Below are 24,817 nucleotides of genomic sequence, written 5' to 3' on the forward strand. Positions count from 1 at the left end.
GACAAGGGGAAGCCGATGCGCGCTGGTTTGCTGTCCTGGGCGGGACGCGTTGGCGCCGCTGCTACCGACACCAACGAGATAGCGCTGCAGAAGCGGCTCGCCGTCGTGCTGTGCGCGGGAACTCTTCCGCTCACCGCGTTGTGGAGCGTGATCTATCTGCAGATGCACGTCCCGTTGGCCGCGGCGATTCCGGCGTTCTATACGTTGGTGACCCCGGTCAACACCGCGTTGTTCGCCTGGACCCGCAATCTGGAGTTCTACCGATTCACCCAGCTGCTGCTGATCCTGATCTTGCCGTGGCTGCTGACAATCGCACTGGGCGGATTCCGGCCGTCCAGCGTCGTCGTCATCTGGGCCGCGCTATGTCCGCTGGGATCGCTTCTGCTGGAAGAACTTCGGCGGACATTGCTCTGGATCGTCGGCTTCGTGGCGCTGCTTGTGGTGACCGCTGTTCTGCAGCCCCATCTGACGCCGGCTGACCTGCCGGACACCTTCGTCACCTGGTTCTTCGTGCTCAACGTCGGAGCCGTCATCGCGATTGTTTTCGGGCTTCTGCACTACTTCGTCGCCCGTCGCAACTACTTCCAGGAAACCTCAGAGATGTTGCTGCTCAACATCTTGCCGAAGGAGATATCCGAGGCACTCAAGACGGAACCGCGCGCAATCGCCGCCCACTATGACGGCGCCAGCATCCTGTTCGCCGACATCGTCGAATTCACCCCGATGGCAGCAGCGATGACGCCGCTGAGCCTGGTCGATCTACTCAACGAGGTGTTCCAGTGCTTCGACGCGCTCGTCGACAAATACGACCTGGAGAAGATCAAGACCATCGGCGACTGCTACATGGTCGCCGCAGGCGTTCCACGCCCGCGAGCCGATCACGCCCAGGCCCTTGTCGAGTTGGCTCTCGACATGCGAGCCGAGATCGCGCGCCGGACGTTCGGCGGGCGGCGGCTCAACTTTCGCATCGGCATCAACTCGGGTCCGGTGGTCGCCGGTGTGATCGGGCGCAAGAAATTCAGCTATGACCTGTGGGGTGAGACGGTCAACATGGCCAGCCGCATGGAGTCGCACGGGCAAAGCGGCGTCATCCACATCACCGAGAACACCTTCGAGCTGGTGCGCGGTGAATTCGACTGCGAAGCCCGCGGGCCCATCGAGGTGAAGGGCGCCGGGCGCGTGCAGACGTGGTGCGTGATCGGACGGAAGCCGGACGGCGCGTAGCAATGCTTACCCGGCCGATCATGCGGGCATACTGACACTATGCGTTCCATCTGGAAAGGTTCCATCGCCTTCGGGCTGGTCAACGTCCCGGTCAAGGTGTACAGCGCCACCGAGGACCACGACATCAAGTTCCACCAGGTGCACGCCAAGGACAACGGCCGAATCCGCTACAAGCGAGTCTGCGAGGTATGCGGCGAGGTCGTCGAGTACCGCGATCTCGCCAGGGCTTACGAGTCCGATGACGGCCAGATGGTGGTGATCACCGACGACGACATCGCAACGCTGCCCGAGGAGCGCAGCCGCGAGATCGAGGTGCTGGAATTCGTTCCGGCCAGTGAGCTCGACCCTATGATGTATGACCGCAGCTACTTCTTGGAGCCGGACGGCAAGTCATCGAAATCGTATGTGCTGCTTGCCAAGACGCTCGCAGACACGGACCGGGTGGCCATTGTGCATTTCGCCTTGCGTAACAAGACGCGGCTTGCAGCCTTGCGGGTCAAGGACTTCAGCAAGCGCGAGGTAATGGTGATCCATACCTTGTTGTGGCCCGACGAGATTCGCGACCCCGACTTCCCGGTTCTGGACAAGAAGGTCGAGATCAAACCGGCCGAACTCAAGATGGCCGGGCAGGTCGTGGACTCGATGGCTGACGACTTCAACCCGGATCGCTACCACGACGACTACCAGGAGCAGCTGCACGAACTGGTTCAGGCCAAACTCGAAGGCGGCGAAGCGTTTACCACCGAGGAACAGCCGAAGGAACTGGACGAGACCGAGGATGTCTCGGATCTGCTGGCCAAGCTGGAGGCCAGCGTGAAGGCGCGCTCGGGCGACGGGAAGGCCCCGGCGAAGAAGACGGCGGCCAAGAAAGCGCCGGCAAAGAAAGCGCCCGCCAAAAAGTCAGCGGCCAAGAAAGCGCCCGCCAAGAAGACCCGGGCCAAGGCCGGCTCGAAGTCTTGACCGCGGCTGCAGCCGCCCTTGTTCGGTCCCGTGGGTTATTCGCACGCCACGCCGTCGCCGTCGCGGTCGAGCCCAAGCCGGTATCCGGGCTGCCCCGCATAGATCGGCGCCGCGCCGGCAGCCCTCGCCGTCGCGCAGTTCGGGTAGTACACCGACGACCCTGTATCGGGCACCTGCACGGGTGACGGCGGAACCTGTTCGGAGCTGGTTTCCGGCGGCGGGGGCGCCAACGGGAGCGGCGCTGCTACGGCGGCGGGCGCTTCGCAGTTCGCAAGGATCCCGGCGATCGCATCGTGCTCGGCCTGCGTCACCCATAGCCCATAGGTGGCTTTCACGTCGACGATGCGGGAGACGTAGGTGCACCGGTAGGACTTGTTGGGCGGCAACCACGTTGCGGCGTCGCCGTCGCCCTTCTGCTCGTTGACGGACCCGGTGGTGGCCTGCAGATTGGCCGGGTCGTTGGCGAAGTTGCGGCGTTTGTCGGCGTCCCACTGCTGTGCCCCCTTCTGCCACGCATCCGACAACGCGACGACGTGGTCGATCTGCACCCGCGAGGACGTGCCCTCGCCGCGGTGAAACTCGACTGTGCTACCGGTGTAGGGATCGATTAATACCCCGGAAAGCACAGTGCACCCGTTCGATCCGGGTTTGAGTTCGACCTCGACAAGGTCCCGCCGGAGGATGTCATTGCGCGTGTCGCAGCCGTTATGCCCGTAGGTCACGGTCACGTCATCGCTCCACGCCTGCCCGAACAGGCTGCGCTGATACCCCGTTTTCGGTGCACGTCCCTTGATCGGCAGCGCCGCGAGTTTCGCTGATGCGGCGGCGCCGTCAACCAGGGCCTCAGGCTGCGTTTGCAGGTTGGAAGCGGGAGGCGACGCCAGGGGCGGCGGCAATGGTGTCGTCCACGCGGTTGTTGGGGAAAGGTAGGCCGTCGTGAGCGGCGTGGACGCCGTGGCGGACGTCGAATCCACGCGACCGGTATGACCGAGCGCGCTGATCAACAGCAGCGCGCCGATGAAGGCTCCGGCGGTCAGAGCCGACCGCTTCTTCCCGAATGTTTTCACGTTGGCGAAGTCCTCAATCATGCTGCTGCGGAGGCATTTTCTGTTGTCCCGTATGCGCCCGCGAAACACCTGTGTGCCGACCGGAGGTCCAGAGCGTAGCTGAGCGACGCCGCCGGAGCGGAGCGATTCGGTGAACTGCCGTCTGTTTTCATGAACCAATCTCCGATATCTGGACTCAGGCGGCCGGATCCGAAGAATGGTGCAGAGGCCGCCAAGACGGACTAGAACGTGTTTCAGAAATAGGGTTACGCGGCCGCTTGCGGCTTGTTACGGTGTCGCCCGTGATACTCGACAAATTCCGGCTCGACGACCAAGTTGCCGTAATTACCGGGGCCGGCCGCGGCCTTGGCGCGGCCATCGCACTGGCCTTCGCCGACGTCGGCGCCGACGTCGTCATCGCCTCACGGACCCAATCCCAACTAGAGGCCGTCGCCGAACAGGTCCGCGCCGCAGGCCGCCGCGCCCACGTCGTCGCCGCCGACCTGGCCCATCCGGAACAGACCGCGGAACTGGCCGGCCAAGCGGTCGAGGCCTTCGGGCGGCTGGACATCGTCGTCAACAACGTCGGCGGAACGATGCCCAACGCGCTGCTGAACACCTCAACCAAAGACCTCAAAGACGCGTTTACCTTCAACGTCGGCACCGCGCACGCACTGACCACCGCGGCCGTGCCGCTGATGCTCGAGCATTCGGGCGGCGGCAGCATCATCAACATCACCTCGACGATGGGACGGGTGGCCGGACGCGGCTTCGCCGCCTACGGCACCGCCAAGGCCGCACTCGCCCACTACACCCGGCTCGCTGCCCTGGACCTGTGCCCGAAGATCCGCGTCAACGCCATCGCGCCCGGCTCGATCGCCACCTCGGCCCTGGACATCGTCGCCTCCAACGACGAACTGCGAGAGCCGATGGAGAAGGCGACGCCCATGCGCCGGCTCGGACAACCAGACGAGATCGCCGCCGCCGCAGTCTATTTGGCCTCGCCCGCAGGCGCCTACCTGACCGGCAAGGTGCTCGAAGTCGACGGCGGCATCACCTTTCCCAACCTCGACCTCCCGATCCCGGACCTGTGACCATGCCCATTCGCGTCGCCCAGCTCGGCACCGGCAACGTCGGCGTCCACGCACTACGAGCGCTCATCGCCAACCCCGAATTCGAGCTCACCGCCGTGTGGGTGTCCTCGGACGCCAAGGCGGGCAAAGACGCCGGAGAGCTTGCCGGGCTTGATGTTTCGACCGGCATCGCCGCCACCGCCGACCTGGACGCGGTGCTGGCCACCCGCCCGCAGTGCGCGGTCTACACCGCGATGGCCGACAACCGGCTCCCCGAGGCGCTCGACGACTACCGCCGCATCCTGGCCGCCGGTGTCAACGTCGTCGGCAGCAGCGCGGTGTTCCTGCAGTATCCCTGGCAGGTGATTCCCCAGGAGATGCTCACGCCTCTGGAAGACGCGGCCCGCGAAGGTAATTCGAGCCTGTTCGTCAACGGCATCGACCCTGGGTTCGCCAACGACCTGCTGCCGCTGGCCCTGGCCGGCACCTGCCAGAACGTCCAGCAGATCCGCTGCATGGAAATCGTCGACTACGCCACCTACGACAGCGCGACGGTCATGTTCGACGTGATGGGATTCGGCAAGCCGATCGACGAGATCCCGATGCTGCTGCAACCGGGCGTGCTGAGTCTGGCGTGGGGATCGGTGGTGCGCCAACTCGCCGCGGGCCTGGGCATCGAGCTCGACGAAGTCACCGAGCGCTACGAACGCGAGCCGGCGCCGGCGGATTTCGACATCGCCTCCGGACACATCCCGCAGGGCAGTGCGGCGGCGCTGCGGTTCGAGGTGCTCGGGATGGTCGACGGCCAAGCCGCGGTGGTCCTCGAACACGTCACCCGGTTGCGCGACGACCTGCGGCCAGACTGGCCGCAGCCCGCCCAGCCCGGCGGCTCCTACCGCATCGAGATCACCGGCGAACCCTCCTATGCCGTCGACGTCTGCCTCAGTAGCCCCAACGGCGACCACAACCACGCCGGGCTAGTCGCCACCGCGATGCGCGTCGTCAATGCGATCCCCGCCGTCGTCGCCGCGCCTGCCGGGATCCGGACCACCCTGGATCTGCCGCTGGTGACGGCACGGGGCCTCTACACCGCCGGCTGAATGTTTCGGCTACCCTAACTTTCTTATTCGCATGGTGGAAGAGAGTTAGGTGGCGCAGAGCACCCAGGCCAAGGCCGGCTGGTATCTGCTCGGGCCGGCGTTCGTCGCCGCGATCGCCTACGTCGACCCCGGCAACGTCGCGGCCAATGTCAGCGCCGGCGCGCAGTTCGGGTTCCTGCTGCTGTGGGTGATCGTTGCCGCCAACGTGATGGCCGGGCTGGTGCAGTACCTGTCGGCCAAGCTCGGACTGGTGACCGGGCGCTCTCTGCCCGAGGCCGTCGGCGTTCGGATGACGCGTCCGGCCCGGCTGGCGTTCTGGGCCCAGGCCGAGATCGTCGCGATGGCCACCGACGTCGCCGAAGTGATCGGCGGAGCCGTCGCGCTACGCATTCTGTTCGACCTCCCGCTGCTGCTGGGCGGGGTGATCACCGGTGTGGTCTCACTGCTGTTGCTGGGCATCCAGGATCGGCGCGGCCAGCAGTTGTTCGAGCGTGTCATCACCGGCTTGCTGCTGGTCATCGCGATCGGGTTCACGGCCAGCTTCTTTGTGGCGACACCGCCGCCCGACGAAGTGCTCGGCGGTCTGCTGCCCCGGTTCCACGGCACCGAAAGTGTGCTGCTGGCCGCTGCGATGCTGGGCGCGACGGTGATGCCGCACGCGGTGTATCTGCATTCCGGGCTGGCCCGCGACCGGCACGGGCATCCGGCGGCCGGGCCGTGGCGGCGACGGCTGCTGCGGGTCACCCGCCTCGATGTCGTGCTGGCGATGATCGTCGCGGGAGCGGTCAACGGGGCGATGCTGCTGGTTGCAGCCCTCAACATGCAGGGCCGCGGCGGCACCGGAACCATCGACGGCGCCTACGTGGCGGTGCGCGACACCGTGAACCCGACGATCGCGGTGTTCTTCGCGATCGGGTTGCTGGCGTCAGGGCTGGCCTCCTCGTCGGTGGGCGCATACGCCGGCGCCATGATCATGCAAGGTTTGCTGTACCGGTCGGTGCCCATGGTGATGCGCCGACTGGTCACGCTGGCCCCCGCCCTGCTGATCCTGGCTGTCGGCCTCGACCCGACCCGCACGCTCGTCCTGTCGCAGGTGGTGCTGTCGTTCGGGATCCCGCTCGCGGTGCTGCCGCTGGTCGCGCTGACCAGCGACCGCACGCTGATGGGCGCCGACGTCAACCACCGCCTGACCACTGCTATTGGCTGGCTGGTCGGGGTTTTGATTAGTCTGCTTAACGTGGTGCTGATCTACCTCACCGTGAAGGGCTAGTGCTCGCCCGTCGTCATACCTACTTCGCGTACGGGTCCAACCTGTGCGTGCAGCAGATGGCGCAACGCTGTCCAGACGCCGTGGATCCGCGTCCGGCCGTACTCGGCGATCACGACTGGCTGATCAACCAGCGCGGCGTGGCCACGGTCGAGCCGTTTGCCGGCACCCGGGTGCACGGCGTCGTCTGGCAGCTCTCCGACCACGACCTGGCCACCTTGGACAGTGCTGAGGGCGTGCCGCGCCGCTACCGCCGCGACCGGCTGACGGTGCACACCGACGACGGACCGTCGGACGCCTGGGTCTACATCGACCACCGGGTCGATCCCGGTGTGCCGCGACCGGGCTACCTCGAGCGCATCATCGGCGGCGCAATCCATCACCGACTGCCGCACCGCTGGATCGACTTTCTGCGCCGCTGGGACCCCGCCCATTGGCACCGGCCCGCGTCGAAGCCCACATCGCCTGCGCCGCAGTCACTTTCAGAGCTGTTGCGCGACGGCGGCGTGACGGAAGTCAGCCGGCTGCGGTCGCGGTTCGGCTTTCTCGCCATTCACGGCGGCGGGCTGGAGCAGATGACCGACGTGATCGCCGAACGCGCCGCCGACGCCGCCGACGCGTCGGTGTATCTGGTGCGCCATCCCGACCACTACACGCACCACCTGTCGTCGGCGCGTTTCGACCCCGCCGAATCGCCTTTGCTCGCAGAGTTTCTCGACCACGTCGACGTCACCATCTCGCTGCACGGCTATGGGCGAGTCGGGCGCGGCACGCAACTGCTGGCCGGCGGCCGCAACCGGGCGCTGGCCGCCCACGTCGCCAAGCATGTCGACCTGCCGGGCTACCAGGTGGTCACCGACCTCGACAAGATCCCGTCCGAATTGCGTGGCCTGCACCCGCACAACCCGGTCAACCGGACCCGCGACGGCGGTACGCAGCTGGAATTGCCGCCGCGGGTTCGCGGCATCAGCCCCCGCAGCCCCCTGCCCGGCGACGACGGGCTCTCACCGGTAACCTCCGCTCTGGTGCAAGGATTGGTCGCCGCGGCCCGATCCTGGGAACAGATCGGAGTGACTGATTAGCAAGGGTTTTCGCTTTTCGATCGGCATCCATGCGGTCAAGTCCCGGGCGGCGCTGCTCGACAAGGCACGACGGCTGGAGGATTACGGGTTCGACGTCCTGCATCTGCCCGACCACCTCGGCGCGCCGGCGCCGTTCCCGGTGCTGTCCGCGATCGCCCAGGCCACCACGACGGTCCGGCTGGGCACCTATGTGCTCAACGCCTACTTCTACAAGCCGGCGCTGTTGGCGCGCGACGCCGCCGAAGTCGATCTGCTCAGCGACGGGCGCCTGGAGGTCGGCCTCGGCGCCGGATACGTGCGCGAAGAATTCGAGGCCGCCGAGCTGCCCTACCCGAGCGCCGGGCGTCGCGTCGACTACCTCGAGCACGTGACGACCTACCTCAAGGAGCACCTGCCCAGCATCCCGATCCTGATCGCCGGCAACGGCGACCGGCTGCTGACGGTGGCCGCCCGGCACGCCGACATCATCGGCCTGACGGGTGCGAGCCCGAAGGCGGCCGGCGATCCGTTGGCCGAGCGGATCGACTTCGTCCGGGCCGCTGCCGGTGAGCGGGATCTCGAATTGAACCTGGCGATTACCGCTGTGCCGTCAGACAATTCGGAGATACCCGACCTGAGGCTGACCCGTCGGTATGCGCCGACGCTGTCCGATGCCGAGCTGCTGGAGTTGCCGGCGGTGTTGAGCGGATCGCCCCGCGACATGGCCGACAGGTTGCGCGGATACCGTGACACCTACGGGCTGACGTCGTTCACCGTGCAGGAGAATCACGCCGAGGGCTTCGCCAAGGTGATCGCGGAACTGCGCTGAGCCGCAACCGAATCCAAAATTCGCCGAAAATTTAGCGCCGAGGAGCCTTTGGTTTGGGGTGACCCTCGTCTTGTTGAGCCGTTCGCCGTGGGGAAGACTGCGTCGCCATGGCAGGAAACTGCGCTCAGCCGGGCGCTACCGTCACCGCGCGTGTGCTCGCCCTGCTGGCAGCGTTCGACAGCATGCACCGACGAATGCGGTTAAGCGAACTGGCGCGTCGCGCGGGAATCCCGGTCGGCACTGCTCACCGCCTGGTTGGTGAACTCGAGGCGTGGGGGGCGCTGGAACGCCTACCGTGCGGACGATATGTGATCGGCCGCAGGTTGTGGGACGTCGGTCTCCTGGCGCCGGTGCAGGTCGGTCTGGGTGAGGTGGCCTCTCCGTTCGTGCACGATCTCTATGCCTCGACGGGCGCAACAGTGCATCTTGCGGTCCGCGACGGGATCTCGGTGTTATGCGTCGCCCGGTTGGCAGGGCATGCCAGCGTGCCGGTGATCAGCCGCAGTGGAACCCGCCTGCCGATCCACGCGACCAGCCTCGGCAAAGTGCTGCTGGCGCACGCGCCCGAAACGGTCCAGGCGGCCGCGCTGAGCCGACTGCACCGCGTCACACCGCGCACGATCGTGCATGCGGGTCTCTTGCGCGAGCAACTTCACCGCGCGCGGCGGGACGGCTACGCAACGGCGCCTGAAGAAATGGGGTTGGGCGGCTGCGGCGTTGCAGTGCCGATCTTCCGGAACGACGAAGTCGTCGCTGCGGTGGGGTTGGTCGTCGCGGCAGCAGACGGTGACGGAAAGCATCTGCTCCCTGCATTGCGGGTCACGGCTCAAGGCATTTCGCGGACCCTCGACGCCAACGACGGCGCAACCTGGGTTTGACAGCCCTTTCGACTCAGCGGAAAACCTTCCTTGGCAAGCCAACCCGCGGTGCGCTGCGATGCATCGCGGGCCGGCGACGGGTCGGCCCGACACGAACTCGACGACGAGGGCGGGTGGGCGCCATGGCAGTGCGACGCAGGTGGGTTGGATGGATAGCGGCTGCGATCCTGGTGGGGTCGAACCTGGCGGGAACGATCAGCGCCACCACATCTGTTGCGGGTGCCGACGAGTCGGTATACGCGGAGTTCTACACACCTCCCGACCCGCTGCCACCTGGCCGGCCCGGCGATTTGATCCGCACCGAACCGTCGCGCATCGTGCTGGAGCCCTCCGGGCAGCTGGGTGCCTACGTCGCCTCCGCAACCCGGATCATGTACCGCAGCACCGATCCGCACGGCCAACCGATCGCCGTGACGGGAACCTACTTCGAGCCGGACAACCCATGGCCGGGCGGCGGTCCCAGGCCGCTGATCGCATACGGAGTCGGCACACATGGCCTGGGCGACCAGTGCGCGCCTTCCCGGCTGTTCAACCAGGGCATCCACTTCTCCAGCGGACTCGACCTCATGCTCGAGTACGAAGAGACGTTTATCGCCACCATGGTGGCACGCGGATTCGCAATAGTGGTAACCGATTACGAGGGCCTGGGCACGCCCGGGGTGCATACGTTCGGCAACCGTCTCGCGCAGGGATATGCGCTGATCGACGCGGCCCGCGCCGCGAAACACTTGACGGGCACCTCACTGAATCCCGACGGCCCGGTCGCGTTCTGGGGGTACTCGCAAGGCGGCACCGCAGCGGGCTCGGCCGCGGAGCTTGCGCCCGCGTATGCCCCGGAACTGCATCTCGTCGGCGCCTTCGTGGGCGCACCGCCGTCGGATTCCGCGGCAACGTTTCCCTACGTCGACGGCAACGTCCTCGCCGGAATCACCGGGTTAGTCCTCAACGGCCTGATCGCGGCGTATCCCGAACTGTCGCAACCGATCCACGATCGCTTGACGCCGCAAGGCGAGGACCTGGTCAGCCGCACACAGAACATGTGCGTGGCCGAGATGTTCTTGACCTTCGCGTTCCACCGCACGCAGGAGTACTTCACCGTCTCGCCCGACGAACTCGCCGAGACGGAGCCCATCCGCACGGCGCTGCAGGCGCAGAAACTCGGCACACTGCAGCCCGCCATCCCGCTCTTCATCGACCAGAACCGGTGGGATCCGCTCGTGCCCTGGCATCAGGCCCACCAGGTGGCGCTGGACTGGTGCGCCAAGGGTGCCGACGTCCAGTTCTGGACCAACGAGCAACCCCCGTTTCTCAATAAACTGTCCGTCAATCACCTCCTGACGTCGTATGTCGACGGTGAACGCAGCATGCAGTGGATCGCCGACCGATTCAACGGTCTGCCGACCACCCCGAACTGCACCGAACTCTGACCGCCGTCGTCAACCCGAATTGAGAATCAACCATGTCAGCTGAGTCGAATCCCGTTCCCGCGCAAGACCTTTCCGGCATCGTCGGATACCGCTTCGTCTACACCTACGCCAACGGCTGGAAGTACGAGATGTACGTCAAGAACGCCAGCACCATCGACTACCGCATCCATTCGGGTCACGTCGGGGGCCGTTGGGTCAAAGACCAGCACGTCGACCTCGTGCAGCTCGACCACGACAGCTTCAAGATCTCATGGACGGAACCCACCGGGACGTCGGTGGCAGTCGACGTCTTGCCCGCTAAACGCCGCCTTCATGGCGTCATCTTCTTCCCGCATTGGGTCCTTGAACACCCTGAGCGCACCGTGTGCTTCCAGAACGACTACCTGGAAAAGATGCGGGCCTACCGCGATGCCGGACCGACTTACCCGATCTACGTCGTCGCCGAGTTCGCCACCATAACGCTGTTGGAGTACCTCGGGGCCGACGACGAATCGGTGATCGCCGTCGGCCCCGACGCGCTGCCGGCCGACTGGCCAACCCGAGAAAACTGACGACGCACCGATGCGAACGCTGCAGTGCGGTCATCGCGAATGCTCACGGAAGTGCGCATGGCACTCGCCCGCTACACTCGCACTCGGCCGACGCGGCCCGAAACGGCATCCGGAATCGTCGAAGAGCGCCCCGTTGCTCCGAAACGGCTAGGTTCTAGTCAGGCGGTCCACGGCGCAGCCCTCGCCCTCGTAGCTCAGGGGATAGAGCACCGCTCTCCTAAAGCGGGTGTCGCAGGTTCGAATCCTGCCGGGGGCACTATTTTTGCAGGCCAGAGACATTCTCAAATTATGACTAGTGTGACTAGTCCGAAGAGTCTAAGCTCGCCTGGTGAAGACCATTACCAGTACGGAAGCCAAGGCGAAACTGAATGCCCTCTTGGCGGAAATCGAGCGGACCGGCGTATCGGTCACCATCACCACGCATGGCCGGCCGGTCGCCGTCCTGACGCCGGCACAGCGACGTCGACGGAAGTTCGGCCAACTGCCAACGCTTGCCGTGCCGGAAAACTTTGACGATCCGCTTCCCGACACCGAACTCGCGGCCTGGGAAGGCAATTCGTGACGCCAGAGCAGCGCTGCGTCCTGCTGGACACCAGTGTGCTGCTGTGGCTGGTAACCGCCCCCGAGAAGATCTCCGCCCCGGTCCGAGAAATCCTTTCGGAACCGAGCACTGACGTCGTGGTGTCCGCAGCATCGGCTTGGGAGATCGCGATCAAGACCCGGCTGGGCCGCCTCGACGGCGAGCCGCTGCTGTCAGCGTGGTCCGACATTGTCGCCGACATGACCGCGACCGACCTGCCGATCGACGCGAGCGACGCCATCCTGGCCGGCCGATTGCCATGGGAGCACAAAGACCCATTCGACCGGATGATCGTCGCGCAGGCGGCCCGCCGGAATCTCACGATCGCGACAAGCGATACGCGCATCGTGCGTGCGGCGCTGACTCCGACCTTGACAGCTTGACGCGGCCGGTCAGGTCCCGCGAGTATCGACCACCCGCTGCGCCAGCTCGGCCAGCTTCACGTTGGTGTCCTGCGAGAGCTTGCGCAGCATCTCGAACGCGCGCAGCGCGTCGATATTGAACCGCTCCATGAGAACGCCCTTGGCCTGGCCGATGACGTCTCTGCTGTTGATAGCGGACCGAAGCTGCTCGCTGTGCCGGCTGGCGAGGATCGCGGCCGCGGCATGCGCGGCGAGCACCGAGCCGAGCGCTTCCGACTCCGCGGTGAACGCGTGGGCCTTCAGACCGAATACGTTCAACGCGCCCGCGGTGCGGTCACCGGCGTAGAGCTTGAACGACAGACAGCTACGCACGCCGATCTCGGCGAGCGCACGGGAGAAGTCCGGCCATCTGGTCTCGATGGTGAAATCATCTGCGCGGAGCATCAGGTCGTCGTGCGCCGCATCCACGCACGGGCCCTGGTTGTACTTCGCCTGTAGCTCATCCAGCTTGTAGATCAGCTCGGAGGTGCCGAACAACGACTCGAACTTGCCGCCCTTGGAGACCAGCAGAACGCCTGCGGTGTCGGCACCGGGCAGCAATTCGACCGCTGTACCGGTCACGGTCGCCAACACGTCTTCCACCTTGGCGGGGGCCGCGACGGAACGCGCCAGCTCCGCCATCCGCTGCGCTACGTCGTGACCCGATAGAGCTTGCATATATCCAGAATTCCCTCGGCAGCGCAGAGCTACACAATTCGGCCGAGCAGACCGGCGATGTTTGTCAATCGAGGCCAACGGCAATGTGCCCTTGAGGCGGACGCGTTGGTCGACCTGCGCGCTCGCTTAGGTCTCGTCGGTTCAGCCGAGAGCCGGCGGGGCCGCCACCAGTTGTACTACCGTGCCGCTATGCGCGAGGGCTTCACTCGGTGAACGTCGAGATCGTCGCCAAGTTCCTGTCCACCCTGCCCGAGGATGACGACCACCCGTACCGGACCGGTCCGTGGCGTCCGCAGACCACGGAGTGGGACGCCGACGATCTGACGGCGATCGAGGGTGAGATACCGCACGATCTGGATGGCGTATATCTGCGCAACACCGAGAATCCATTGCACCCGGCGTTGAAGACGTATCACCCGTTCGACGGCGACGGCATGCTGCAGGTGGTCGGGTTTCGCGACGGCAAGGCGTTCTACCGCAACCGCTTCATCCGTACCGACGGTTTCCTGGCGGAGAACGAGGCGGGCGGACCGTTGTGGCCGGGACTGGCCGAACCGATATCGATGGCCAAGCGGACCGACGGCTGGGGTGCTCGCGGCCTGATGAAGGATGCGTCGAGCACCGACGTCGTCGTACACCGCGGTATCGCGCTGACCAGTTTCTATCAATGCGGCGATTTGTATCGGCTGGACCCGTACACCGCCAAAACCCTTGGCAAAGAACAATGGAACGGTCGCTTCCCCTTCGACTGGGGTGTGTCGGCGCATCCGAAGGTGGACCCCAAGACGGGCGAGCTGCTGTTCTTCAACTACAGCAAGCAGCCGCCGTACATGCACTACGGCGTCGTCGACGCAAGCAACGAACTGGTGCATTACGTCGACGTGCCGCTGCCGGGGCCGCGGCTGCCGCACGACATGGCGTTCACCGAAAACTATGTCGTGCTCAACGATTTCCCGCTGTTCTGGGAACCCGAGCTGTTGGCTCGTGACCTGCACGTGGCCCGCTTCCATCCGGACATGCCGTCGCGGTTCGCGGTGCTGCCGCGGCGCGGCCAGACCGGCGACATTCGGTGGTTCGAAGGCGAGCCCACGTTCGTGCTGCACTTCGTCAACGCCTACGAGGACGGCGACGAGATCGTGCTCGACGGGTTCTTCCAGGCCGACCCCGAGCCCGCCGACACCGGCAGCGGCAGCAAATGGCAACGGGCATTTCGCTTTTTGGCGCTCGACCGCATGCAGGCGCGGCTGCACCGGTGGCGGCTGAATCTGGTGACCGGCGCCGTGGCCGAAGAGCAATTGTCGGAGGCCATCACCGAATTCGGGGTGATCAACGCCGACTACGCGGCCACCGAATACCGCTACAGCTACGCGGCCACCGGAAAACCCGGCTGGTTCCTGTTCGACGGGCTGGTCAGACACGACGTTCTCACGGGCCGCGAGCAGCGTTACTCGTTCGGCGACGGCGTCTATGGAAGTGAGACTGCGATGGCGCCGCGCGCAGCCGGTCGCGGCGAAGACGACGGCTATCTGGTCACGCTGACCACCGACATGAACGCCGACGCCTCCTACTGCCTGATCTTCGACGCCGCCCGGGTCAGCGACGGGCCGGTGTGCAAACTCCAACTGCCGGAACGTGTTTCCAGCGGCACCCATGCGACGTGGGCACCGGGCGCACAGTTGCGGAGGTGGCATTCCGCCGACTCTGCGGCGGACGCCATTGGGCTGTCAGCGACGCAGTGACGACGCCAGCGCCCACCCGGAGCAGACCACCGCACCGGCCGCGCCCGCCGCGCCGACGTACAGGCCGTAGCCGGCCGCGACAGGCGGGCTGACGTTGACGTCGTAGTACCACCACGTCAGCGCGCCGATGAGCAACGAAAGAACCAGCGCTGCAATCGATGCCAGCCTCGTCGACAACCCGCGCCCGGCCAGCGCGCCGGCCACCAGCAGCGTCGAGGACAGCAACACGATCAGCTGACCTGTCCCGAAGCCGCGCGGAAGATGCAGGCTGCCCATGCTGCCCCCGACGGCGCTGGCCCACCCGCCGCCGTGCACCGTCGTGGTCAGCCACGGCAGCCAGGCGGAAACCGACATCACCGCCGCGAATAGCGCGACCAGCCAACCGGGATGCAGACGGGTCATAGTGCGACACTAGCGCGCACTTTAGGGTGGAGCGATGACCGAGCTACCGGACTGGGCCCGCGAGTTGGACCTGGCGCCCAACCCCGAGGGCGGCTGGTTTCGGCAGACCTGGCGCAGCGATGTGACGGTGGGCCAGTCCGCGTTGCCACCGGATTACACCGGGCCGCGCAGCGCCGGAACGGCGATCCTGCTGTTGTTGATGCCGGGTCAGCAGTCAGCCTGGCACACCGTGCGTAGCGCCGAGTTGTGGCTGCACCACCGCGGCAGCCCGCTACTGCTCGACATCGGAAGCGAACGGCATAGCACCACAACACATGTGCTCGGCAGCGACATCATCGCCGGCGAGCGGCCCCAGGTGCTGGTGCCGCCTCGATACTGGCAGCGGGCCCGCCCCCGGGACGACGAGCCCAGCCTGGTCAGCTGCGTGGTGGTACCCGGCTTCGACTACGCCGACTTCGGCCTCGGCCCGGCCGATTAGTCCAACGACGACAGGTTGAACACCGCGCCCGTCGGGTCGGCGGCCGCCGCCAATCGCCCGTAGGGAGTGTCTTCGGCGCCGCGCAGCACCGCGCCGCCGTTGTCGGTGATCACCTGCAGTGTCTTGTCGACCTCTTCGGCGCCGAAGAAGATGGTCCAGTTCGATCCGGCGTCGGCGGGCAGGCAGGCGGCCCCGTCCATCACCCCGAGCAGTTGCTGATCACCGAACCACGCAGTGGTGTAACGGAATTCGTCGGTGTCGGCGACTTGCTCGGTGCGCCAGCCGAAGACCGCGCGATAGAAGTCGACTGCGGCGCTGTGGTCGCGGGACGAATAGGCACGATGGTCTCCTTCGATACGGTGTGGGCCCCGTGTCGGGGTTCACCGATACCGACCACCGCCGGCTCCGAAACTCATCGCACTGGCGCGAACACCTTGACGAAATTGTCGAGCGAGTCGCGAATGTCACCCTTGAGCGCACCCGCGACGATCATCCCGATCGGCCCGAACAGGGCCGGGCCACCGAGGTGCACGTCGAAGTTGACCTCGCAGCCGTCGCCCTTGGGCTTGATCTTGGCGAGCAGTTTGACCTTGACGCCGCCGACGCCAACCCCATTGAGCGTCATGGCCTCTGGCGGCTTGTAATGCACGATCGTCCACTTGATCCGGTTCGGCATGCCCTTGACTTCGACGATCGACTCGACGACGGTGCCCTTCTCCAGGGTCTCGGGCAGCTTGCTGCGCCATACCCGGTGGATGGTCAGCCACTCCTTGTAGCGGGAGAGATCGGCGGCATGCACCCATGCCTGCTCGGCCGGCAGGGGTACGTCGATGGATCCAGAGACTTTCGCCATGGGTCAGTTCTCTGGGTTGCCTTTGTCCACAGCCTTTTTGGCCGCATCCTGCACCTTGTCGACGGTGTCCTTGTACTTGCCGCCGGTTTTCTCGTCGACGATGTCGCCGGCCTTGTCGATCGCCTGTTCAACCTTGTCGGCGTTCTGCGACAGCAGGCTTTTGGCCTTGTCCAAAAATCCCATGCGCTGTTCCTTTCCGTAGAAACGGTCTGGGTGATTCTTTCAGAGTCGCCACCACGGCTCGAATTCGGCTGTGTCCGTGGGCTCGACGCGTTGGCCGGGTTTGGGCAGCGCTACCTGGACGTCGGCCGCCTCGGCGGCTGTCAGCAGCCGCTCGATCGGCTCGGCCCACGGATGCGGCGCCAACCGGAAGGTGCACCAGTGGACCGGCAGCAAAAGCCGGCCGCCAAGATCGAGGTGTGCCCGGACCGCCTCCTCCGGATTCATGTGGATGTCCGGCCACGCCTTGTTGTAGGCGCCGACGGGCAGCAGCGTCAGGTCGAACGGCCCGTGCTCGGCGCCGATCTGCGCGAAGCTCTCGGTGTAGCCGGTGTCGCCGCCGAAGTACGCGCGATGCCTCGGCCCGATCAGTGCCCACGACGCCCACAGCGTCATGTTGCGGTTCAAGAAGCGGCCGGAGAAATGCCGTGCTGGCGTGCAGACCAGGGTCAGCTGGTCGACGTTGGCGCGCTCGTTCCAGTCGAGTTCGACGATGCGGTCCTCGGGGACGCCCCACGACCGCAGGTGCGCGCCCACCCCGAGCGGAACGAAGAACGGCGCCCACTGGGTGCGGGCCAGCGCGAGGACCGTGTCGATGTCGAGGTGGTCGTAATGGTCGTGGCTGATCACGATCGCGTCGAGCGCCGGCAAGCCCTCCAGTTCGATCGGCGGCGGATGCATCCGCTGCGGACCGATGACATCCGACGGCGAGCAGCGGTCGCTCCAGACCGGGTCGGTGAGCACCCGGTAGCCGTCGATCTCCACCAGCGCCGTCGCGTGGCCCAACCAGCAGACCGCGAGGTCCAGAGCGCTGCCCATCGGCTGGGGCTCGGCCAACGGGATCGTCGCGCCGGGACGACTGGCCGCGCGGCCGCCGATGACCTCCCTCAGGATCAGCCGCTGTTGCTCGCGGTCCATGCTGAACAGCGAGCCCGGCTCGAGGTTGACAAAGACGCCGTCGCGGAAATTCGGCGAGCGGCTGGCCACCGCGCGGATAGCGGCGGGGTCCGCGCCCAAAGCGGCCGGTGCGCCGTGCAGCGCGCGCAGCATCCATCCCCCGCTGGCCAGCGTGACCGTGCCGGCCGCCAGTCGCAGCGCTCCGCGCAGCATCCGATCAGGCTCCCTGGAATTTCGGTGGTCGTTTTTCCACGCGGGCCATTTGCGCTTCGATGACGTCCTGGCTGGCCCATGCCTTGTCGAAGAGTTCCTTGTGGACCGGCCAGGCTTCCTCGATGGCTCCGTCGTCGTTGAGGACCCGCTTGGCGTGCTGCAGCGCCAGCGGCGCCAGGCCGGCGATCTCCGCGGCCCAGGCCTGCGCGTCGGCCAGCGACCCGATCCGGTTGGCCATCCCGGTCTGCAGCGCGACGTCGGCGGTCAGCTTCTCCGCCGTGAGCAGCATCGCCCGGGCCCGGCCATGACCCACCAGCGAACACAGTCGGCGGATACTCCAGTTATCAAGGGCCAGGCCATATTTCGAGGTCGGGAACTGGAAGAACGCCTCGGGCGCAACCACCCGCAGGTCGCATTGCATGGCCAGCTGCAGACCCGCACCGATCGCGGGCCCGTTGATCGCCCCGATCACCGGCATCGGCGCGGCATCCATGGCCTTGTGCAGCTCGATGAGCCGGTCGGGGTAGTCGGCGGCGAACGCGTCGCCGGACAGGTCGGCGCCTGCACAGAACACCGTGCCCTGCCCGGTCAGCACGATGGCGCGGACGTTCTCGGCGGCCGCCTTCTGTACGGCTTCCCGCAGCTCCTCGACCAGCTGGGAGTTCAGCGCGTTGCGCCGCTCGGCGCGCTGCATCTCGATAGTGAGGACGTCTTCGTCGCGGGTGAGACCGATCATTGGAACACCTTATCGAGCCACCAGCTGGCTACGCTCGTGCGGTGAGCCGGATCAGCGCGGACGAGCTGCGCGACGCGGTGCTCGATGCGGGATCGTTCGTCAGCTGGGACACCGAGCCGGTCGCAATCTCCACAAACGACGCATACGCGCGCGAGCTGGCAACTGCGCGTGCTGCCACCGGCTTGAGCGAGTCGGTGGTCAGCGGTGAGGGCCGGGTGCATGGCCGGCGGGTGGCCGTAATCGCCTGCGAGTTCGACTTTTTGGCCGGCTCGATCGGAGTGGCCGCGGCCGAGCGGATCACCACAGCGATAGAGCGAGCCACCCGCGAGCGCCTGCCGTTGCTGGCCTCGCCGAGTTCCGGCGGCACCCGCATGCAGGAGGGCACGGTCGCGTTCGTGCAGATGGTCAAGATCAGCGCGGCGATCCAATTGCACAAGCGAGCGCACCTGCCGTACCTGGTGTACCTGCGTCATCCGACCACAGGCGGGGTGTTCGCGTCGTGGGGATCGCTCGGTCATGTCACGATCGCCGAACCCGGCGCGCTGATCGGTTTCCTGGGTCCCCGGGTGTATGAGCAGCTTTACGGTGAGCCCTTCCCGTCGGGCATCCAGGTCGCCGAGAATCTGCAACGTCATGGCGTGATCGACGGCGTCATTCCGCTGCGATGGCTGCGCCGCACCCTGGAACGGGTGCTGAAAGTGTTGGTGGATCCGCCCGCAAGCCCGCAGTCCGCGCTCGAGCGCGAGCCGATACCCGATGTGCCGGCGTGGGATTCGGTGGTGGCGTCGCGCCGCCAGGATCGCCCCGGGATTGGAACGCTGCTGCGACACGGCGCCACCGAGCGCGTTCTTTTGTCGGGTACCGGACAGGGCGAAGCAGGCAGCACGCTCTTGGCGCTGGCGCGCTTCGGCGGCCAGCCTGCCGTCGTACTCGGCCAGCAGCGCATCTTCGGCGGCATCGTGGGTCCGGCCGCGCTGCGTGAAGCCCGGCGCGGCATGGCGTTGGCCGCAGGTCTGCGGCTGCCGTTGGTGCTCGTCATCGATACCGCAGGCCCGGCGCTCTCCGAAGCCGCCGAGCAGGGCGGACTGGCCGGTGAAATTGCGCGCTGCCTGGCCGAACTCGTCACGCTGGAGACCCCGACGGTGTCGGTCCTGCTGGGTCAGGGCAGCGGCGGGCCGGCGCTGGCGATGCTGCCCGCCGACGGCGTGCTGGCCGCGCTGCACGGCTGGCTGGCTCCGCTGCCGCCGGAGGGTGCCAGCGCGATCATGTTCCGCGACACCGACCATGCCCCCGAACTCGCTGCGGCCCAAGGCATTCGATCCAAAGACCTGCGGGCATCCGGCATTGTCGACGTCATCGTGCCCGAACATCCCGACGCGGCGGACGAACCGATCGCGTTCGCCAAACGGATGTCGCGGGCCATCGCACACGAACTACAGACGCTGCGAACGGTACCCGATACCCAACGCATGACCGCCCGCCTGCAACGCCACCGGCGGATCGGCCTGGTCTGAACTGATCAGCGATGCCAGCGGACAGGACCGGCCCGCAGCGGAGGCTGGTCGTCGTCGTGAGAACGTCTGCGCGACACTGGGATCCGGACCGAAGTGCTGGCTTTGCGTACCGGATGAGCCCGGTCATAGGCGGCGCGCCGGCTGGGATCGCGTAGTAGCGCGTAGGCGGCCAGGATCTGACGTAGCCGTTCGTCGGCTCCGGAATTCGGCTCCCCGGAACGTCTGTCGGGGTGATAGTCGCGCAACTGGCGCCGGTACGCGTGGGTGATTTCGGCCTGAGATGCCGTCGGCGATACACCGAGCACAGAGTAGGGGTCGCTCATCGTCAGGCACCGGAGCCTTTCCACCCGGGCCGACAGTCGTGTGCCGGGGTGGGCGCGTATCGGGCCACGAACGCGCCCACCCCAGGTCGATGAGGTCCGTGCGATCCACCAAAATGGCCACAACCAGTGGCGATGCGTGCGCGTCCTGCGTCGGCCGCTCTTAGGTAGCAATCCTTGTGGACAGCACGGGGATCATCGCTCTCGATCTCGACTGTCGACGCATCACCTCCTCATCGTTCATCCGACACGGTGGCCATGGGCAGGGCAGCGCCCTGCTCCGTCTCAGGCGTTGATCGCCGTCTGGTGGCCGTCGTGGCTGATTTCGATGCGGCGCGGCTTGGCCTTCTCAGCCACCGGAATCGTCAGCCGCAAGACACCGTCGTGGTAGCCGGCCTCGATCTTGTCGGTGTCGAGGTTCTCGCCGAGGAATAGCTGCCGGCTGAACACGCCGCGCGGACGTTCGGCGGAAACCATTTCGCGGTTTTGATCCAGGTCGGGACGCTCGGCACGGACAGTGAGCACATTGCGCTCGACGTCCAGGTCGAGTGATTCGGCGTTCACGCCAGGTAGGTCGAACTCGACAATGAATTTGTCGCCCTCCCGCCAGGCGTCCATCGGCATGACCGCCGGCCGGGCAGCGGTCCCGAGCACTTGCTGAGTCCAGCGGTCCAGTTCACGGAACGGATCCGTACGCATCAGCACCATGACTTAACCTCCCGAGTCGTTGCCAGATGACTTATGTCTGCTGACATAGCTTTGTGATAGCACGAGGAGCAGCATTATGCAAGTGGTAATCACCAGATTTTTGACGAAACCCGCCCGCGGTAGCCACCTGGCCAAGCCGGAAATCTATGCTTGCTGACACAGCTTTGTCGTATCAGTTATGATAGCTTTGTATACGCGGCAACCACGATGTTCGATGACGAATGGAGACGCAGTTGACCAACGACGCGACACCGCGGTCCGCGCGGGGCGTCTACGGCATCTCGGTGGCATCCGAGCTGTCGGGCATTGGGCCGCAGACCTTGCGGCTCTATGAGCGTTGGGGACTGCTGACCCCGTCGCGCACCGATGGCGGCACCCGGCGCTACAGCGACGACGACCTCGACCGGCTGAAGCGGATCAGCGAGCTGGTCGACCAGGGGATCAACTTGGCCGGCGTCGTCCAGATCCTCAACTTGGAAGAGCGCAACAATCAGCTAGAGTCCGACAACGCCGAACTCAAGGCTCGCCGTGCCGCGCCCGGCGGCAATGCGTCGCGTAGGGGAAGGAGGGACTCCGATCATGAAGAACGTCGAGGGAATCGGGCCGGTCGACGAAACACCCGAAGCTGACGCTATGGACCAGCAGCGCCTCGTCGATGCCGACGACCAGACCGGTCTGGACACTTCGTATGTCGCAGACGTCGCCGAGCGCGACGCGAATCCCGCCGACCTGATCGACCAAGCGATCGTCGTCCCGGTGCCAGAGGACGAGTGACGGTCCCAAACCGACTGTGCATTCAGGGATTCGAGCGTGCATCCAGGGCGGGCTGAACGCAAAAATCCCGCCATGGCTTCACTCTCGACGCCATGGCTTCACACTCGACGCCGATCAACGGCGAGAACCTCTGCGACCGTGGACTTTCCAGAGCCGGGCGGGCCGGTCACAACGACCACCTGCCCGGTCCGGCTCATGCCGCGGCCTCGTCGGCGCCGCCGAATTGAGTGAGATACAGCTCGGCATAGCGTCCGCCGCGAGCCAGCAGTTGGTCGTGCGTGCCGCGCTCCACAATCCGGCCGCCCTCGACGACGAGGATTTGATCGGCAGCCCGCACAGTGGACAGCCGGTGCGCGATGACGATCGACGTCCGGCCAGCCAACGCCTCTGAAAGCGCCTGCTGGACAGCGGCTTCCGACGCCGAGTCCAAAGACGCCGTCGCCTCGTCGAGGACGACCACCCGCGACTGGCCCAGCAGCAGCCGGGCGATCGTCAGCCGCTGCCGCTGACCGCCCGACAAACGATAACCGCGCTCCCCGACCACGGTGTCCAGCCCGTCGGGCATCTCGGCGACGACGTCGGCCAGGCGCGCGCGCCGAAGCGCCGCCCACAGCTCGTCGTCGGACGCACCGGGCGCCGCCAATTGCAGGTTCGACCGGATCGACTCGTGGAACAAGTGACCGTCCTGGGTGACCAGGCCGACCGTCTGGCGCAGCGACGCAGTGGTCAGGTCGCGCACGTCGACCCCGCCCAGCCGCACCGCGCCGGAGTCCACGTCGTAGAGCCGGGCCAGCAGCGCCGCGATCGTCGACTTGCCAGCGCCGGACGACCCGACCAGCGCCACCATCTGACCGGGCTCGGCGGTGAACGAAATCCCGTGCAGCACTTCGTCTCCCCCGCGGCCGTCGAGCACCGCGACCTCTTCCAGTGAGGCCAGCGACACCTTGTCGGCCGACGGGTAGCCGAACCGCACGTCGTCGAAGGTCACCGAGACGGGCCCGTCGGGCACCGGCACCGCGCCGGGCCGCTGGCCGATCAGAGGCTCCAAGTCGAGCACCTCGAAGACCCGCTCGAAACTGACCAGCGCGCTGGCGATCTCCACCCGGGCGTTGACCAGTGCGGTCAGCGGCGCATACAGCCGGGTCAGCAGCAGCGCCAGCGACACGACCGCGCCGGCCTGCAGGTGACCGCCGATCGCCAGCACCCCGCCCAGCCCGTACACCAGGGCCAGCGCCAGCGCCGACATCAGCGTCAGCGAGTTCATGAACACCGACTGCAACATCGACGAGCGCACCCCGATGTCGCGCACCCGCCCGGCGCGCAGCGCGAACTCGCGCGACTCGCGCCGCGGGTCACCGAACAGCTTGACCAGGGTGGCGCCCGGCGCGGAGAACCGCTCAGTCATCTGGCTGTTCATCGTCGCGTTGTAGACGGCGCGTTCCCGGCTCAGCCGCGCCATCGTGGTGCCGATGCGCCGGGCCGGCACCACGAACAGCGGCACCAGCAGCAACGACAACGCGGTGATCTGCCAGGAGATGCCCGCCATCACCACCAACGTCAGCATCAGCGTGACCAGGTTGGACACCACGCCGGAAAGGGTGTCGGAAAATGCCCGCTGGGCGCCCATCACGTCGTTGCTCAGCCGGCTGACCAGCGCCCCCGTGCGGGTACGGGTGAAAAACGCCACCGGCATCCGCTGCACGTGGTCGTACACCGCGGTCCGCAGATCCAGGATCAGGCCCTCGCCAATCGTCGACGACAGCCACCGGGTGACCAGTGACACCGCCGCCTCGGCCAGCGCCACCAAGGCGATCACGCCCGCCAGCAGCACTACCGCGGCGGCGTGCGTGCCGGCGACGATCTCGTCGACCACCTTGCCGGCCAACATCGGGGTGGCCACGGTCAGCAGCGCACTGACCACGCTGACCCCGACAAATGCGCCCAACCTGCGGTGATGCCGCCCGGAGAAGCGCCAGATCCGGCCGAGAAGGCCGCGCCCCACCAGCGAGCGAAGCTCGCCCGACCGGGCATGCATCTGCCGGTAGAGGGCGCGACTGGCCACCGATTCCATATTCACGGGCTTCACGGTAAAACCTCAACAAAGGATGAGGTCAACCGACGCGCCGGGGCGCGGGCGGATCCTTCCCACTGCTACGCGGCTCGATCAGGCATTATGGGCGGCATGGACACTGGAGTGAGCTCACCCCGGGTTTTGGTGGTCGACGACGACTCCGACGTGCTCGCGTCGCTGGAGCGCGGGCTGCGACTGTCCGGATTCGAGGTGTCGACCGCGGTCGACGGCGCCGAGGCGTTGCGCAGTGCCACCGAGACCCGGCCGGACGCGATTGTGCTCGACATCAACATGCCGGTGCTGGACGGCGTCAGCGTGGTCACCGCGCTGCGCGCGATGGACAACGACGTGCCGGTCTGCGTATTGAGCGCGCGCAGCTCGGTCGACGACCGGGTGATGGGCCTGGAGGCCGGCGCCGACGACTACCTGGTCAAGCCGTTCGTGCTGGCCGAGTTGGTGGCGCGGGTCAAGGCCTTGCTGCGCCGCCGCGGATCGACGGCGACGTCGTCGTCGGAAACCATCACGGTCGGCCCGCTGGAGGTCGACATCCCGGGCCGGCGGGCGCGGGTGAACGGCGTGGACGTCGACCTGACCAAGCGCGAGTTCGACCTGCTCGCGGTGCTCGCCGAGCACAAGACCGCGGTGCTGTCTCGCGCGCAGCTGCTGGAGCTGGTGTGGGGCTACGATTTCGCCGCCGACACCAACGTGGTCGACGTGTTCATCGGCTACCTGCGGCGCAAGTTGGAGGCCAACGGGGGGCCCCGGCTGTTGCACACCGTTCGAGGAGTGGGGTTCGTGCTGCGCATGCAGTGATGGGG

Annotated in this window: 29 protein-coding genes and 1 tRNA gene; 19 read left to right on the forward strand and 11 right to left on the reverse strand. The window is 66.4% G+C overall.

Translation table 11 applies throughout. The annotated features are described in order from the left end of the window. Window positions 1–15 precede the first annotated feature (15 nt). Entirely contained in the window at window positions 16–1,224 is a 1,209-nt protein-coding gene (locus tag MFM001_RS06060; RefSeq protein WP_116374318.1) for an adenylate/guanylate cyclase domain-containing protein, read from the forward strand. Between the two features lie 39 nt (window positions 1,225–1,263). Beyond that, a complete protein-coding gene (locus MFM001_RS06065) occupies window positions 1,264–2,184 on the forward strand; it encodes a Ku protein (protein WP_116374319.1) in 921 nt (306 codons plus the stop codon). 35 nt (window positions 2,185–2,219) lie between these two features. Here the strand turns inward: MFM001_RS06065 and MFM001_RS06070 are convergent, their stop codons facing one another. Further along, window positions 2,220–3,272, reverse strand: a complete 1,053-nt coding sequence (locus tag MFM001_RS06070) for a DUF1524 domain-containing protein (RefSeq protein WP_116374320.1) — start codon at window positions 3,270–3,272, stop codon at window positions 2,220–2,222. 260 nt (window positions 3,273–3,532) lie between these two features. Between MFM001_RS06070 and MFM001_RS06075 the strand changes: the two genes are divergently transcribed. The 11 genes from MFM001_RS06075 to MFM001_RS06125 all read left to right on the forward strand — a co-directional run bounded on the left by MFM001_RS06075 (window position 3,533) and on the right by MFM001_RS06125 (window position 12,379). After that, window positions 3,533–4,324 (forward strand): SDR family oxidoreductase, encoded by a 792-nt coding sequence (locus tag MFM001_RS06075; protein WP_116374321.1) that lies wholly within the window; start codon window positions 3,533–3,535, stop codon window positions 4,322–4,324. A gap of 2 nt (window positions 4,325–4,326) precedes the next feature. Further along, a complete protein-coding gene (locus tag MFM001_RS06080) occupies window positions 4,327–5,403 on the forward strand; it encodes a diacylglycerol kinase (RefSeq protein WP_116374322.1) in 1,077 nt (358 codons plus the stop codon). Window positions 5,404–5,452: 49 nt separating this feature from the next. Beyond that, on the forward strand, window positions 5,453–6,673 hold the full coding sequence (locus MFM001_RS06085; protein ID WP_116374323.1) for an Nramp family divalent metal transporter: 1,221 nt from the start codon (window positions 5,453–5,455) through the stop codon (window positions 6,671–6,673). Beyond that, the gene (locus tag MFM001_RS06090) at window positions 6,673–7,752 is read left to right on the forward strand and encodes a poly-gamma-glutamate hydrolase family protein (RefSeq protein ID WP_116374324.1); all 1,080 of its coding nucleotides are present in this window, start codon (window positions 6,673–6,675) and stop codon (window positions 7,750–7,752) included. The genes MFM001_RS06085 and MFM001_RS06090 overlap by 1 nt, the downstream gene beginning before the upstream one ends. Beyond that, complete coding sequence (locus MFM001_RS06095) at window positions 7,748–8,560, forward strand: LLM class F420-dependent oxidoreductase (protein ID WP_116374325.1); 813 nt, start codon at window positions 7,748–7,750, stop codon at window positions 8,558–8,560. Before MFM001_RS06090 ends, MFM001_RS06095 begins: the two co-directional genes overlap by 5 nt. A 107-nt stretch (window positions 8,561–8,667) precedes the next feature. Beyond that, a complete protein-coding gene (locus tag MFM001_RS06100; RefSeq protein ID WP_116374326.1) occupies window positions 8,668–9,438 on the forward strand; it encodes an IclR family transcriptional regulator in 771 nt (256 codons plus the stop codon). A gap of 122 nt (window positions 9,439–9,560) precedes the next feature. Continuing rightward, window positions 9,561–10,865, forward strand: a complete 1,305-nt coding sequence (locus MFM001_RS06105; protein ID WP_116374327.1) for a lipase family protein — start codon at window positions 9,561–9,563, stop codon at window positions 10,863–10,865. Between the two features lie 32 nt (window positions 10,866–10,897). After that, complete coding sequence (locus MFM001_RS06110) at window positions 10,898–11,416, forward strand: phenolic acid decarboxylase (protein WP_116374328.1); 519 nt, start codon at window positions 10,898–10,900, stop codon at window positions 11,414–11,416. A 183-nt stretch (window positions 11,417–11,599) separates the two neighbouring features. Continuing rightward, window positions 11,600–11,672 (forward strand) — tRNA-Arg (locus MFM001_RS06115). Between the two features lie 72 nt (window positions 11,673–11,744). Continuing rightward, window positions 11,745–11,978: a type II toxin-antitoxin system Phd/YefM family antitoxin gene (locus MFM001_RS06120; RefSeq protein WP_116374329.1), complete on the forward strand. Its 234-nt coding sequence runs from the start codon at window positions 11,745–11,747 to the stop codon at window positions 11,976–11,978. Continuing rightward, entirely contained in the window at window positions 11,975–12,379 is a 405-nt protein-coding gene (locus tag MFM001_RS06125) for a type II toxin-antitoxin system VapC family toxin (protein ID WP_116374330.1), read from the forward strand. The genes MFM001_RS06120 and MFM001_RS06125 overlap by 4 nt, the downstream gene beginning before the upstream one ends. A gap of 9 nt (window positions 12,380–12,388) precedes the next feature. Here the strand turns inward: MFM001_RS06125 and MFM001_RS06130 are convergent, their stop codons facing one another. Beyond that, window positions 12,389–13,075 carry a GAF and ANTAR domain-containing protein gene (locus tag MFM001_RS06130; protein WP_116374331.1) on the reverse strand — a complete coding sequence of 229 codons (687 nt, stop codon included), beginning with the start codon at window positions 13,073–13,075 and terminating at the stop codon, window positions 12,389–12,391. A 209-nt stretch (window positions 13,076–13,284) separates the two neighbouring features. On the opposite strand from MFM001_RS06130, the gene MFM001_RS06135 reads away from it, so the two are divergent. Next, window positions 13,285–14,814, forward strand: coding sequence for a carotenoid oxygenase family protein (locus MFM001_RS06135; protein ID WP_116374332.1), 1,530 nt, complete (start codon window positions 13,285–13,287; stop codon window positions 14,812–14,814). Here MFM001_RS06135 and MFM001_RS06140 read toward each other — a convergent pair. Continuing rightward, on the reverse strand, window positions 14,800–15,216 hold the full coding sequence (locus tag MFM001_RS06140) for a hypothetical protein (RefSeq protein ID WP_116374333.1): 417 nt from the start codon (window positions 15,214–15,216) through the stop codon (window positions 14,800–14,802). The genes MFM001_RS06135 and MFM001_RS06140 overlap by 15 nt on opposite strands. Before the next feature lie 34 nt (window positions 15,217–15,250). Here MFM001_RS06140 and MFM001_RS06145 point away from each other — a divergent pair, with 34 nt between their 5' ends. Beyond that, window positions 15,251–15,694, forward strand: a complete 444-nt coding sequence (locus MFM001_RS06145; RefSeq protein WP_116374334.1) for a cupin domain-containing protein — start codon at window positions 15,251–15,253, stop codon at window positions 15,692–15,694. Here MFM001_RS06145 and MFM001_RS06150 read toward each other — a convergent pair. The 5 genes from MFM001_RS06150 to MFM001_RS06170 are packed head-to-tail and all read right to left on the reverse strand — an operon-like array spanning window position 15,691 to window position 18,612. After that, window positions 15,691–16,050 (reverse strand): VOC family protein, encoded by a 360-nt coding sequence (locus MFM001_RS06150; RefSeq protein WP_116374335.1) that lies wholly within the window; start codon window positions 16,048–16,050, stop codon window positions 15,691–15,693. The genes MFM001_RS06145 and MFM001_RS06150 overlap by 4 nt on opposite strands. Before the next feature lie 56 nt (window positions 16,051–16,106). Beyond that, window positions 16,107–16,547, reverse strand: a complete 441-nt coding sequence (locus tag MFM001_RS06155) for an SRPBCC family protein (protein ID WP_116374336.1) — start codon at window positions 16,545–16,547, stop codon at window positions 16,107–16,109. 3 nt (window positions 16,548–16,550) lie between these two features. Next, window positions 16,551–16,730 carry an antitoxin gene (locus MFM001_RS06160; RefSeq protein ID WP_116374337.1) on the reverse strand — a complete coding sequence of 60 codons (180 nt, stop codon included), beginning with the start codon at window positions 16,728–16,730 and terminating at the stop codon, window positions 16,551–16,553. Window positions 16,731–16,769: 39 nt separating this feature from the next. After that, entirely contained in the window at window positions 16,770–17,876 is a 1,107-nt protein-coding gene (locus MFM001_RS06165; RefSeq protein WP_192886856.1) for an MBL fold metallo-hydrolase, read from the reverse strand. Window positions 17,877–17,880: 4 nt separating this feature from the next. Then, the gene (locus tag MFM001_RS06170; RefSeq protein WP_116374338.1) at window positions 17,881–18,612 is read right to left on the reverse strand and encodes an enoyl-CoA hydratase; all 732 of its coding nucleotides are present in this window, start codon (window positions 18,610–18,612) and stop codon (window positions 17,881–17,883) included. Window positions 18,613–18,653: 41 nt separating this feature from the next. On the opposite strand from MFM001_RS06170, the gene MFM001_RS06175 reads away from it, so the two are divergent. Further along, window positions 18,654–20,126 carry a carboxyl transferase domain-containing protein gene (locus MFM001_RS06175; RefSeq protein ID WP_116374339.1) on the forward strand — a complete coding sequence of 491 codons (1,473 nt, stop codon included), beginning with the start codon at window positions 18,654–18,656 and terminating at the stop codon, window positions 20,124–20,126. Window positions 20,127–20,131: 5 nt separating this feature from the next. Here the strand turns inward: MFM001_RS06175 and MFM001_RS06180 are convergent, their stop codons facing one another. Both MFM001_RS06180 and MFM001_RS06185 read right to left on the reverse strand, forming a co-directional pair. Next, window positions 20,132–20,449, reverse strand: a complete 318-nt coding sequence (locus tag MFM001_RS06180) for a J domain-containing protein (RefSeq protein ID WP_116374340.1) — start codon at window positions 20,447–20,449, stop codon at window positions 20,132–20,134. A gap of 282 nt (window positions 20,450–20,731) precedes the next feature. Then, window positions 20,732–21,154, reverse strand: a complete 423-nt coding sequence (locus MFM001_RS06185; protein ID WP_116374341.1) for an Hsp20/alpha crystallin family protein — start codon at window positions 21,152–21,154, stop codon at window positions 20,732–20,734. A 233-nt stretch (window positions 21,155–21,387) separates the two neighbouring features. Between MFM001_RS06185 and MFM001_RS06190 the strand changes: the two genes are divergently transcribed. Next, window positions 21,388–21,783: a helix-turn-helix transcriptional regulator gene (locus MFM001_RS06190; protein ID WP_116374414.1), complete on the forward strand. Its 396-nt coding sequence runs from the start codon at window positions 21,388–21,390 to the stop codon at window positions 21,781–21,783. 4 nt (window positions 21,784–21,787) lie between these two features. After that, window positions 21,788–21,928, forward strand: coding sequence for a hypothetical protein (locus MFM001_RS06195; RefSeq protein WP_371685286.1), 141 nt, complete (start codon window positions 21,788–21,790; stop codon window positions 21,926–21,928). 193 nt (window positions 21,929–22,121) lie between these two features. On the opposite strand, the gene MFM001_RS06200 is transcribed toward MFM001_RS06195, so the two are convergent. After that, window positions 22,122–24,005, reverse strand: coding sequence for an ABC transporter ATP-binding protein (locus MFM001_RS06200; protein ID WP_116374415.1), 1,884 nt, complete (start codon window positions 24,003–24,005; stop codon window positions 22,122–22,124). A 96-nt stretch (window positions 24,006–24,101) separates the two neighbouring features. On the opposite strand from MFM001_RS06200, the gene prrA reads away from it, so the two are divergent. Further along, window positions 24,102–24,812, forward strand: a complete 711-nt coding sequence (prrA, locus tag MFM001_RS06205) for a two-component system response regulator PrrA (protein ID WP_116374343.1) — start codon at window positions 24,102–24,104, stop codon at window positions 24,810–24,812. Window positions 24,813–24,817 lie beyond the last annotated feature (5 nt).

Source organism: Mycobacterium sp. MFM001 (genome assembly GCF_003402475.1).
Taxonomy (GTDB): domain Bacteria; phylum Actinomycetota; class Actinomycetes; order Mycobacteriales; family Mycobacteriaceae; genus Mycobacterium.

Coding starts and splice junctions, on each gene's coding strand:
- MFM001_RS06140 (WP_116374333.1), bottom strand. CDS start 15,216: ATGACCCGTCTGCATCCCGGTTGGCTGGTCGCGCTATTCGCGGCGGTG.
- MFM001_RS06130 (WP_116374331.1), bottom strand. CDS start 13,075: ATGCAAGCTCTATCGGGTCACGACGTAGCGCAGCGGATGGCGGAGCTG.
- MFM001_RS06170 (WP_116374338.1), bottom strand. CDS start 18,612: ATGATCGGTCTCACCCGCGACGAAGACGTCCTCACTATCGAGATGCAG.
- MFM001_RS06185 (WP_116374341.1), bottom strand. CDS start 21,154: ATGGTGCTGATGCGTACGGATCCGTTCCGTGAACTGGACCGCTGGACT.
- MFM001_RS06080 (WP_116374322.1), top strand. CDS start 4,327: ATGCCCATTCGCGTCGCCCAGCTCGGCACCGGCAACGTCGGCGTCCAC.
- prrA (WP_116374343.1), top strand. CDS start 24,102: ATGGGCGGCATGGACACTGGAGTGAGCTCACCCCGGGTTTTGGTGGTC.
- MFM001_RS06070 (WP_116374320.1), bottom strand. CDS start 3,272: ATGATTGAGGACTTCGCCAACGTGAAAACATTCGGGAAGAAGCGGTCG.
- MFM001_RS06165 (WP_192886856.1), bottom strand. CDS start 17,876: ATGCTGCGCGGAGCGCTGCGACTGGCGGCCGGCACGGTCACGCTGGCC.
- MFM001_RS06105 (WP_116374327.1), top strand. CDS start 9,561: ATGGCAGTGCGACGCAGGTGGGTTGGATGGATAGCGGCTGCGATCCTG.
- MFM001_RS06100 (WP_116374326.1), top strand. CDS start 8,668: ATGGCAGGAAACTGCGCTCAGCCGGGCGCTACCGTCACCGCGCGTGTG.
- MFM001_RS06145 (WP_116374334.1), top strand. CDS start 15,251: ATGACCGAGCTACCGGACTGGGCCCGCGAGTTGGACCTGGCGCCCAAC.
- MFM001_RS06160 (WP_116374337.1), bottom strand. CDS start 16,730: ATGGGATTTTTGGACAAGGCCAAAAGCCTGCTGTCGCAGAACGCCGAC.
- MFM001_RS06155 (WP_116374336.1), bottom strand. CDS start 16,547: ATGGCGAAAGTCTCTGGATCCATCGACGTACCCCTGCCGGCCGAGCAG.
- MFM001_RS06110 (WP_116374328.1), top strand. CDS start 10,898: ATGTCAGCTGAGTCGAATCCCGTTCCCGCGCAAGACCTTTCCGGCATC.
- MFM001_RS06065 (WP_116374319.1), top strand. CDS start 1,264: ATGCGTTCCATCTGGAAAGGTTCCATCGCCTTCGGGCTGGTCAACGTC.
- MFM001_RS06195 (WP_371685286.1), top strand. CDS start 21,788: ATGGACCAGCAGCGCCTCGTCGATGCCGACGACCAGACCGGTCTGGAC.
- MFM001_RS06060 (WP_116374318.1), top strand. CDS start 16: ATGCGCGCTGGTTTGCTGTCCTGGGCGGGACGCGTTGGCGCCGCTGCT.
- MFM001_RS06180 (WP_116374340.1), bottom strand. CDS start 20,449: ATGAGCGACCCCTACTCTGTGCTCGGTGTATCGCCGACGGCATCTCAG.